This window comes from Dyadobacter luteus (genome assembly GCF_003383615.1).
GTDB classification, from domain to species: domain Bacteria; phylum Bacteroidota; class Bacteroidia; order Cytophagales; family Spirosomataceae; genus Dyadobacter; species Dyadobacter luteus.
Genome location: NZ_QNUL01000002.1, coordinates 343,726 through 354,957, shown reverse-complemented (window position 1 = coordinate 354,957; position 11,232 = coordinate 343,726). Strand labels below are relative to the sequence as shown.

The following is an 11,232-nucleotide window of genomic DNA, read 5'->3' as shown; positions in this document are numbered from 1 at the left end:
GGATCAGTCGTAACCCGGGTTCTGAGGAAACACGTTCCTGTCATTGAGCACCTGTATCTGGTTAAGGGGTATAGGAAATATAGTCATGTAGTCCTGAATTCCTTTCGGGCGAAGCACTTCCAGTGCCTTACCGGTACGCACCAGGTCAAACCAGCGGTGACCTTCAAACGACAATTCCAACCTGCGTTCCAATGCAATCTTTGCACGGATGTCTGCTTGTGTCGTGGCCGTGTAAGCAGCTACGCCTGCTCTTTCCCGAATCTGGTTTAACGCCTGTACAGCCTGCGCAGTTTTGCCGTTCTCGTTGAGTGCCTCGGCATACATCAAAAGCACATCTGCATAACGGATCACCTTCCAGTTCGCTTTGCTATCATTTTGAATGGCTACAGGTGTGATGTACTTTTTGGTATAGGTCTGACTTGGAATAGGCAGTCTTATGAATTCACCCTGGGCGTTGTAAAACCCTCCCTTGGGCCCCACGGTAATGTCTTTACGACGATCACCTTGCTGAAAAAGGCCAATCAGCTCATCGGTCGGGGAATTGGTTTCGGACAGCTCACTGCCTCTGATTCCATAAAAACCAGCCATGGTCGTAGAGTTAGGCATGAAGCGGTGCGTGAACACACTACCCTGTCCACCTAAACCTTCTTCATATTCCACATCAAATATGTATTCGCTGTGATGCTCATTTTTGCTGTAGTCAAAAAGGTCATTATAGTTGGCCAGAAGCCTGTAACCCATTGTGGTAACCTGCTGGAGTTTTTCTTCGGCCTTCACAAAATCCTTTCTGGTCATATATACCCTGGCAAGCAGTGACGCCGCAGCGCCCTTTGTCGCCCGCCCCACATTGGCGCCTGTGTAAGTCGCAGGCAGACGGCTCTCTGCTTCGAGCAAATCAGGAATGATCACATTCTCATAAATAGTTGCCACATTGTCACGGGTCTTTTTCAGCGCTTCTTCCGTCGAGATCAGCGAGGTGATCATGGGAACATTTCCAAAAATTCTGACCAAATCAAAATAGGCTAGTGCCCTGAGGAATTTAGCTTCGCCGATATGACGGTCGCGGTTGGCCAATGTGGCACCGTCCACTTTTTCTATCCTGTCCAGGATTGTATTGGCACGTGTGATCAGCACATAGTAATTCGTCCATGTGTTATTGAGCAGTACCAGGTCATTGTTGATCGTGAAGGTATCTGCAAAGTACCAGGGATCGTTTCGGGCCACCTGCTGTTCAGAGTCGTCTCCCGGAACATCTCCATAGATCCAGAAATCCTGGTACTGCATCTGAAGACTGCGGTAGACGCCTGTCATTGCATCCCTGAAATCATTGTCTGTTTTATATAACTGGTCCACATTCACAGTCGAGATCGGAGGCAGGTCTATAAAGTCCTGGCTACAGGAAGCACTCAGCAGCGATGTGAGAAGGATTGCACTTGCTATTTTTTTCATTTTGTTAATCTTTAAAGGCTTGCTCTTATCTCAATGGATCATAGCAGGGTTTAGAATGTTACATTCACGCCAAAAATCAGGCTTTTAGGCAGCGGGTAATTGTTATAATCAATACCCGGGGTCAGAGCGCTTGTCGTGTTGCTCACGTCAGGATTGAATGATGTGTTCTTTGTAAAAATGAATGGATTCGTCACATTTACATACACACGCAGCGCGCTAAGCTTGACTGCATTGGCAACCTTCTCAGGGAACAGATATCCGAAGTTGATGTTATTGATTCTCAGATAAGAACCTGAGTCCATGTAACGCGGACTTACCAGACGAACACCTCCTGTAGGGGCATCGTTAGGACGGGGCGTCATACCATCCCCCGGATCCTGCTCTGACTTCCAGTAATTAACCTGTGTTGAAAGCGTACGGCTGCGTGATCGGGTTGTAAGACGGATATCGTTGGCTGTGCTGGTAATCTCATTACCATAAGAACCCTGCATACTCACGCTCAGACTGAAATTTTTATAAGCAAAACGGTTGGTCATCCCATAGTAAAAATCAGGATATGGAGAGCCGATGATCGTGTAATCATAGCTGTTAATAATACCGTCAGGGACACCGTCCGGACCACTGACATCTACAAAACGCTGGTCACCTACACGTGAACGGTCAGGAGCGCCAGGGTTATAGATCGGACCTGCATCCAGCTCAGCCTGGTTTTTGAATATACCATCTGTTCTCAGGCCGTAGAACATACCAATCGGTTGCCCGATCATGGTGATGTTTCTTGCCGAGATGATCGGATCTCCCGAAGGTCCCAGTTTCACCACTTCATTTTTATAAGTCGAAAGGTTGAAGTCTGTGCTCCACTGGAATGCCTTTTCAACGTTGACAGTATTGAGCACAAACTCCCATCCACGATTTTTGACTTCTCCCACATTCTGTAGCATCGTGTTAAATCCTGTGATCGCAGGTACGTTTACGTTCAGCAGGAGATCCGTATTGCGTGACTGGAAACGGTCGACTGTCAGCATGATTCTTCTGTTAAAGAAAGCCAGGTCCACACCAAAGTTGATCGACTGCTGTTTTTCCCAGGTAAGACCAGGGTTAAAAGGTTTTGCAGGCGCATAGCCTCCTACTGCTACCCCACCCAGATTATACTTGTGGTAATTGATAGTTGCATAATGCTCGTAGTTCCCGATATTGTTGTTACCTGTCGCACCATAACTGGCACGTGCTTTGAATTCACTTAGGAACTGCACATCTTTCAAAAATGCTTCATCCGACAGACGCCATGCCAGGGCTGCAGAAGGAAACAGACCGTATTTCTTGTCTGCACCGAAGCGTGAAGAACCGTCTGTTCTTACAGATGCCGTTACATAGTATTTGCCCTTGTAGTTATAGTTGATACGGGACAGATACGACAGCAATGACCACTCTGCAACTGCCGAAGAACCATTTGTAATGATCCCGCTCACAGCGCCCAAAGTAGGCACCAGGTTATTGGGGTAGTTATTGCTGGTCAGAAAGTTGGATTCATATCTTTCCTTCTGGGTCGTATAACCGACCAAAGCCGAAAGACTGTGATCCCCGAAAGATTTATTGTAATTCAGCGTCGTCTCGGTAATCCAGTTTACGACCATCGAGGTACTATCCACACCCACTGCAGGTGTATTGAAGAATACAGGTAACTGAGGTGTAAACTTGCTGGCCTTGTTACTGTTAAAATTCCCGCCCAGCATCACATTCAGTTTCAGCTCATCGGTAAAGGCATATTCCAGATTGATGTTACCCAGGAATCTTGCGAGCCTGCCCCTGGACTGGATTTCATTGGCCAGTGCAACCGGATTGTTCAGGTTGGTAGATGCGTCCAGGTTGGCATACACAAAGTAACTACCATCAGGATTATAGAGTGGATAGTAAGGTTGCGCAGACGTCGCTTGTGCTACGATACTCTCGTTGGCGCCGCCACCCCATCCACTCGGCGCAACGATCTGACGGTCGGCCAGCGCTGCGTTCATATTTACTTTCGCAGAAAGCTTTTTAGTCAGTTGCGCATCGACGTTGGCCCTTAGCGAATAACGGCTGAAATTACTATTTTTAATAATCCCGTCCTGGTTCATGTACTCAGTGCTGACTGCATAGCGCACGTTCTCAGTGCCGCCCGTAGCCGAAAGCTGATATTGCTGCTGAGAAGCTGTCCTCAACACTGCATCAAGCGCATTGGTATTGTTGGTATTTCTTCCCTCCAGTACGTCGAGTACTGTTTGTGGTACGGGCACACCCCAGCTTCCCGGCGCTCCTGTAATGTTGTTGCCTACATCCAGATTTCGGTTGCGCACACCATCATAGTAGTATTGGGCCTGCTGGCGGGCATCCATAAATTCCGGCTGCTTGGATATTTTCTGCAGACCGTAGTGCGCATCAAAAGAAATCACTGACTTGCCTGCTTTACCCCTTTTGGTATTAATGATAATAACCCCGTTGGCACCTCTGGACCCGTAAATCGCTGTTGCGGAAGCATCTTTAAGAATATCCATGCTTTCGATATCGCTTGGGTTGATCGTCTGGATATTGTCCGTCGGAAAACCGTCCACCACATACAGCGGTTGTGAACCTGCCGATATACTACCGATACCGCGGATCCTGATCTGCGGGTCTGCTCCGGGAGCACCAGAAACTGGCAACACCTGTACACCGGCCACTTTTCCAAGCAATGCCTGATCTACACGGGCAACACCCAGATCTTTGATTTCCTTGGCGTCCAAAGAACCGATCGAACCAGTCAGATCCTTACGTTTCACTGTTCCGTAACCTACTACCACTACCTCTTCCAATGTTTTGTTATCTGCTTTCAGCACAATGTCCTGCACCGAATTGTTACCGAGTGTAACCTCCTGACTCAGAAAGCCGACGTAGCTGAAAACAAGCACGGCACCTGCAGAAGCTTCGATAGAATAGCGGCCTTCAATATCCGTGCTGGTTCCGGTTTGTGAGCCTTTCACCACCACATTTACACCGGGCAGCCCTTCGCCGTTTTCATCGCTGACCTTGCCTTCCACGCGTGCTACAGCCAGTTTTGCCTGCTGATATGCGGCGACTTCAGCCACGCTTCTGCCTGCAAATGCATGGCTTGCCGGCAAATCTGTTGTCAGTTTGTTCTGTATAGAAGCTTTTGCCTTGTTATCCGGCCGGTTTGTATTTTTATCTAATATCAGATAAGATTTACTCTGAAACCGCTCAAACCTCAACTCTAACGGTGACAATAAACGTTTGAGCTTATTTTCCAGATCTTCCTTCACTTCCAGCTCGCTGCGATCAATTGTTTTATTTTTGATCAGGTTGTCGTTGAACTCGAAGAGCACTTTGTGCTTTTTCGAAAGGATATCAAGCGCCTGGTCCAGAGACAATTTGGCAGGAGCCACCACTTCCTGCTGCGGTTTTTGAAGCACGTTTTTTGCCAGTGTCTGGGAAGCAGCCTGTCCGGGCAAAGCGCTAAACCCACATACCAGAACAGACGGTACGATTGTGCGTAGTTTTTGGAACATTATTTATAAGTAAAAAGGGTATTGGAAATACAAATCAATATCAGCATGTCCCTTTCGGGGCATCAGCAAAAATGTAATATGTGTGTAAGTTTATTTCAGATGGTATGTGTTGCCGTCTTTTGAAATCTGCATCGGGTACATCTTCTCCAGCTTTTTGAAAAAGACCTCAGCGGAATCTGTCGGGAATGATCCGGTGAAAGTCTCTCCGGCCAGCTCTGTATTATCTATTACAACATCCAGGTTATACATATCTTTCATCATCACTGCTATATCTGTCAGCGACTTACGCTTGAAGAGTATGACATTGTTTTTCCATGATGTATATTCCTCAATCTGCACCTGCTGCTTTACAATCTCAGCTTTCTGAGAAATTCGCGACGCTTTTTCGCCGGGTTTGAGAAGTATGGCCTGATTCTGGTCTTTCTCGTCTGTGATCTTTACAGAACCATGCTCCAGGGCTACATCTACTTTTCCATGACGGTTATTGACATTAAAAGCTGTTCCCAGAACCTGGATTTCAAGCGTGTTGGCATGAACCAGAAAAGGGACCCGTTTTCCTTTCACCTCTCTTTTAGCTACGTCAAAATACCCTTCGCCGTCAATCCAAATTTCACGGATCGCTTTGTCCAGAAAGTTTCTGTCGTACCGTAACGTAGAGTTGGCATTCAGTTTCACCAACGAACCATCGGCCAGCTTTACTTCTTTCATTTCGCCGTAAGCGGTATGAATCTCTACTGACTTAAACCTGAACATATATAGGCAGACCGCAGCTGCCACCACCAGAACACTCGCAGCAGCAAACCATTGAAAGCGTCTCCAAAGAGGGACTACCGGCGTCTCTTCTGCTGCGATTCCTTGCTGGATATTACTCCATATATCCGCTCTTTCACTCGCCGACCAGCTTTCTTTAAAGGTAATGTTGCGTACAATCCATTCAGCTTTCCGAACCGTGTGCACCTTGTCCGGATGCTCTCTCAGCCATTCTGTCCAGAAATTTTCCGACTGCTGGTCAGGATGCAATATCCAGTGCTGGAAATTATCATCGGCAGCAAAATCTTCCGGTTCAAAAAAGCGATAGTCCATTAGAATAAATCAATTGTAAAGCCAAATTGTCTAAGTCTGAATACAGAGAGGAAAAAGTCCGGGTTTTGTAACCTTCAAAAAATAAAAAAATTATAAAAAAATCACAAAACCAGAGTAACCTTTTAAATTTCAAAGCGTTACCGACAAGAAAATAATCATCAGTAAATCCAGGGTGAGGGATAATTCCTTGTGCAGGGTCTTGATAGAGCGGTGAATGGTATTACGCAGAACCTGATAGTCCAAACCTGTCAGCGAAGAAATATCATCATAGCTCATCCTTTCAAAATAGCGGAGAAATACCACTTCCTGCTGCCTGGCAGGCAAACTCCTGACTGCATGGATCAACCTGGAGTTGAGATTTTCTTCCATCTCTTCGCGATCCTGGCTTTCGTGTTCCAGTAATGACAATGAATCTTCAGGAAAAGAATCTGTTGCCAGACGGCCTCTTCCCAACTCATCCATGATGATCCGGCGAAGAGAAGAAATAAGATAATACTTCACAGAGCGCGGGGTAGACAGATTTTGTCTGCGGTTCCAGATTTGTATAAACAACTCCTGAACACAGTCCTGGATCAGCTCCCGATGATAGGAAACAGACAAACCGTATTTCAAAAGGACATCTGCATATTTTTCATAAAAATAGGCAAGCGCATGCTGTTCTCCATTCCGGAGTCTGCTCCATTGAAGAGTTTCTTCATCATTCGGCTCAGAAAGCTGCATTAGATTATTATTTGAAATAATGTGTCAAAATGACAAGCAAGTTATAAAAATCCGCCCATTTCCTGCAAAATTTCAATTAATAATCGGAAAGTTTTAAAAAATGATCTTATGCCAGATTTAAACTTTCAGCATGTCCTGCATGAAAAAAGTGTGAAGAAGAGATTAAATTCTTCTTCACACTTTTTTCTATAATCCTATCAGGATAAGTGATTACTTATCTCTTCTCTCCTACAGCGTCGTAAATCACTACCTTCTCCCACAAGTGTGCATAGTTGTTCCTAAAATCGTCATGTATCGGATGTTTCTGATAAGCCTCCTCATCTGCAGCGCTGTCAAAAAAGCATAGCCACGAATAAGCGTAGCTACGTTCGATTACCTCGCGGGTCGTTGCTGCCGGCGTACCTATATGAACCAGCTTAATGGTCGGGCATTTAGCAAGTTTGTTTAATCCTTCATAGAGTTTCGCTTTATCTTCGGCGCTGGACGGATTTTTCAGATAAAATAAAACGTGATGCACAAATGTCTCTTTAGGCTTCAGACTTACCGGCAATGTGACAGCAAGTCCTGCAGCAACACTGCTTTTTACAAATGATCTTCTTGATTGATTCTCCATTTTTGTATCGTGTATTTAATGATGATTTATAGCTTCTCAAAAAACTTCTGATAAACTTCCGGCATTCTATCGAGCTTCATGATATTGATATCCCTAAAAAACGCTTCTGCTGCTTCACTTTGTAATTGAATTCTTCCTTTTATCATCGCCACTCTTTCTCCATCGGGTTTTACATAACCGGAGTTTTGCAGTACCATCACCACATGTCCGTTCACGATGTGCAGACTCTTTCCCTGATAACAGATTAATTCCAGCGTATTCCAATCTCCTGCCGGACTTTCATAATCCTGTGAACGCATACAGTAATAATCTGACCCTGATTTGTAGGTACGGTAGGGCTGATTTGCATCGGCTATTGCACTCATGACTCCTTCTGACGGAAAAGAGCGTATGTCAACAACGGAATTAGCCTGGCACCAATAATCGCCCATATGTCCTTCCATAATTTGAAATTCCTGGGATAACATCCACGTTCTCCAATATTCCGCCCCGGCGGGCCCTGTGGAATGATACAGTATACCTGAATCCTTTAATTTGTTCAGGCGCGGTTCATATTTTTTTTCGCCCCATTTGAACTGAAGTTTAAGATGGTAATTTTCAAATTCCTGCTTTGTAAAAATACAACCATAAATTTCCCCACTCACCCTGAGTACCAATCCTTCCGGTTCATTGAGTACAGAAAATACACCCGACGGATCTTTATCATAGCCTACCGGGGCCATTTCCTTTCCATCAGCGCCCTTTGGTACATTTCCATTGTAGTTATTCTGGTGTCTGTAACTCAGATAAGTTTGCCATTGAGACATATTTTTATCCAGGAGCGGGACCCATTGCCCATAGACCGGGAAAGTAGAAAGCGTTAAGAAAACGAAAATAGCGACTGCTGGCGTAAAATATTTGAGCATGTATGTTTTATTTAGCTGGTATGACTTGTCGGATAAGTCCAAAATTAGATATGCCTGGATTCTGATTTGTTGTACAAATCCATTAATTACCGGTAGATTTATAGAATTATTAAAACCTATGAAACGCTATACCCTGCATACGCCTTTCAGCATTTACCATTTTGAAACCGGTGAATGGGCACACGCTGTACATAAGCATACGTATTACGAAATCATATTCATTCTGAAAGGCAATGGGCAGCATTTTATCAATGGCAATAAATATCAATATGCAGACGGGGATATATTTCTGCTTGGTCCCGAAGATTTTCATCATTTTGTGATCGAAGAACTCACAGAATTTTGCTTTGTCCGCTTCAATGAATCTATTCATAAACAAGCAGTTCAGGAAAAAGAGCAGCCCTGGCAGTCGGTTATTACAATGCTGCTGGGCACATCTTCGCAAAGCAGAGGATCCATTGTGATCGACAAGGACGAGAAACTGAAACTGCATCAGCTGCTTACTGTATTGGAAGCAGAGTCAGTAAATGACCAGTCGGCCCACTATGAATTGATCCGCGATAGTATCATGCGCATTATGCTAGTAATCCTGGCTCGAAATTTGTTTAACGATATGCCGGCAAAGCCGGTACAAAAGCATTCAGTGGAAGCAATCCTGCTGTATATCAAACAGCATATTTACCAACCTGAACTGCTCAGCATTGACCACCTTGCGCATACGTTCAACTATTCTCCGGCTTATATCAGTCTGTTTTTCAAAGCCCAGACCGGTGAGCCACTCAAACAATATATTATCCGGCACAGGATCAAACTGATTGAAGCACGCTTGTTGTACAGCCAACATACGCTTACAGAAATCGCCGATGAGTTTGGTTATACCGATGAAAGTCATCTCTGCAAACAGTTCCGAAAATACAATGGGAGCACGCCTTCGGCATTCAGGAAAAGGAATTAATATCTGCGGGCCGGTCTGCTTACAGCATTCCTACACCTGCGCAGTTGCCGCAATTCCGGTTGATAAGTAGTTTGACGAATCAGGCTTAGATTCTCACCGGGAATAGAATATTTTAATTATATTCCCTTCTGTTTAACTTAAATCACGCATGACAACCGACCCAAGACATGAATCAGTCGGAGCAGATTCAAAGCATCCAGTCATTAATTGCCACACGCATATATTCACCTCAGATTATGTACCACCCCATTTAGCCAAGACCTTTATACCTGAGCCGCTTCACCGTATATTCAGCCTGGGCTGGCTGGTGCCCGCAGCCAAATGGTGGTTCAACAGTAATTCAAGTCCATACAAATGGCCATACCAAAGATGGTATATACTCCTCATTCAGACGCTGTACAGGATCAGGATCGGAATTGCAAGATCCAGGATATTGAGTGCAGTGAAATTCGTAGTCGGGCTCATTATTGCAGCAAGTATCTTCTACGAGCTTAAAAAGCTGTATTTCCCGGTCATAGAGTCTGATCAGCATATCCTTTTTAAAGCCGTCAACCTGCTCACTGGCTGGCTGGAATCCGCCGGTATGCTGATTATCACCAATAGCTGGTTTTTGAAAAGTGTTCTGTTGATTCTGCTGCTTACCTTTTTTCCCTCAGGCAGAAACCTGCTGATCTTTCTGATGAGAAGAACGATCTGGTTCTTTAAAATTCTTCCCGGTAAGCAAACCTTTGCTTTGATCAGCCGGTATATCAACATTGTCATGCTGGCGCGCTATAAGGACCAGTTCCGGATCTTTTCACGTCTGCGCAGCCAATATCCGAAGGGCAGTGCAATGGTGGTGCTTCCAATGGATATGGAATATATGAAAGCTGGAAAACCGATAAAATCCTATGAAACACAAATGAAGGAACTGGCAAGGGTAAAAGCCAATCACAAGGATTTTATCTATCCTTTTATTTTTGTGGATCCCCGCCGTATTACCGATGAGCGCTCTGTTGAAAGTAAAGAGCTATTTTTCGATTATGAAATTCAGGATAATAAAGTAAAGCTGAGACCCTGTTTTATCAAAACTTATATCGAAGTGCACAAATTCAGTGGCTTCAAAATATATCCCGCTCTTGGTTATCATGTTTTTGATGAGCGCCTGCTGGCTTTATGGAAATATGCAGCCGACAATAATTTACCGATCATGACCCACTGCATCCGGGGAACGATTTTCTACCGCGGCGACAAAAAGAAAGATTGGGACCAGCATCCTGTATTTGAACAATATGAAGGAAACCAGGACGATACCCCTTCTGTTGCAGAACACTTCAGACCGCTGCTTTTCAAGCAAACCAAACCCATTGACGTTCAGGAAATTTTCACACATCCTATGAACTATGCGTGCCTTTTAAAAAGAGAATGGCTGGCGGTTATCGTGGCAAAATCACAGGATCCGAAAGTAAAGCAGCTCTTTGGTTATGATCAGCAGAGGGGCACTATTTCCTGCGGACTGGAAGAGCTAAAAATCTGTTTCGGGCACTTTGGTGGAGAAGACGAATGGCTCAAATACTTCGAACGCGACAGGGACAGCTGGGGACAACAGCTACAAAGGTATCCCCTCAGAGGCATATCCTTCATTTCCGAAAACGGAAAAACACCCGACAGGCGCAAACCTGAGAAGCTCTGGAAGTACGCCGACTGGTACTCGCTGATATGCAGTATGATGCTACAACACCCGAATGTGTATGCCGACATCAGCTATATCCTGCACGATACTCAAAAGATCCTGCCACTGCTTAAACAGACTTTGTGTCATCCGGAGCTGCGCAGAAAAGTACTTTACGGAACTGACTTTTATGTTGTAAGAAATCACAAATCTGATAAACAAATGCTTGCAGAAATGATGAACGGACTATCTACTGAGGAGTTCGACCAGATTGCAAGACTGAACCCCAGAACATTTCTGAACCTGAAAATTTAACC

At 44.9% G+C, this 11,232-nt stretch carries 8 protein-coding genes; 2 read left to right on the top strand and 6 right to left on the bottom strand.

Annotated elements, in window-relative coordinates; translation table 11 throughout:
* Positions 1–3: 3 nt before the first annotated feature.
* The 6 genes from DSL64_RS04390 to DSL64_RS04365 all read right to left on the bottom strand — a co-directional run bounded on the left by DSL64_RS04390 (position 4) and on the right by DSL64_RS04365 (position 8,309).
* On the bottom strand, positions 4–1,449 hold the full coding sequence (locus DSL64_RS04390; protein ID WP_115829431.1) for a RagB/SusD family nutrient uptake outer membrane protein: 1,446 nt from the start codon (positions 1,447–1,449) through the stop codon (positions 4–6).
* Between the two features lie 50 nt (positions 1,450–1,499).
* A complete protein-coding gene (locus tag DSL64_RS04385) occupies positions 1,500–4,988 on the bottom strand; it encodes a SusC/RagA family TonB-linked outer membrane protein (protein ID WP_115829430.1) in 3,489 nt (1,162 codons plus the stop codon).
* Between the two features lie 90 nt (positions 4,989–5,078).
* The gene (locus DSL64_RS04380; RefSeq protein ID WP_115829429.1) at positions 5,079–6,071 is read right to left on the bottom strand and encodes a FecR family protein; all 993 of its coding nucleotides are present in this window, start codon (positions 6,069–6,071) and stop codon (positions 5,079–5,081) included.
* A 129-nt stretch (positions 6,072–6,200) separates the two neighbouring features.
* A complete protein-coding gene (locus DSL64_RS04375; RefSeq protein WP_115829428.1) occupies positions 6,201–6,791 on the bottom strand; it encodes an RNA polymerase sigma factor in 591 nt (196 codons plus the stop codon).
* Between the two features lie 214 nt (positions 6,792–7,005).
* Positions 7,006–7,404, bottom strand: coding sequence for a Dabb family protein (locus DSL64_RS04370; RefSeq protein ID WP_115829427.1), 399 nt, complete (start codon positions 7,402–7,404; stop codon positions 7,006–7,008).
* A 26-nt stretch (positions 7,405–7,430) separates the two neighbouring features.
* Positions 7,431–8,309: a 3-keto-disaccharide hydrolase gene (locus DSL64_RS04365; protein ID WP_115829426.1), complete on the bottom strand. Its 879-nt coding sequence runs from the start codon at positions 8,307–8,309 to the stop codon at positions 7,431–7,433.
* Positions 8,310–8,427: 118 nt separating this feature from the next.
* Here DSL64_RS04365 and DSL64_RS04360 point away from each other — a divergent pair, with 118 nt between their 5' ends.
* Together DSL64_RS04360 and DSL64_RS04355 are read left to right on the top strand one after the other, a co-directional pair.
* Positions 8,428–9,264, top strand: coding sequence for a helix-turn-helix domain-containing protein (locus DSL64_RS04360; RefSeq protein ID WP_115829425.1), 837 nt, complete (start codon positions 8,428–8,430; stop codon positions 9,262–9,264).
* 148 nt (positions 9,265–9,412) lie between these two features.
* A complete protein-coding gene (locus DSL64_RS04355; RefSeq protein WP_115829424.1) occupies positions 9,413–11,230 on the top strand; it encodes an amidohydrolase family protein in 1,818 nt (605 codons plus the stop codon).
* Positions 11,231–11,232: the final 2 nt, after the last annotated feature.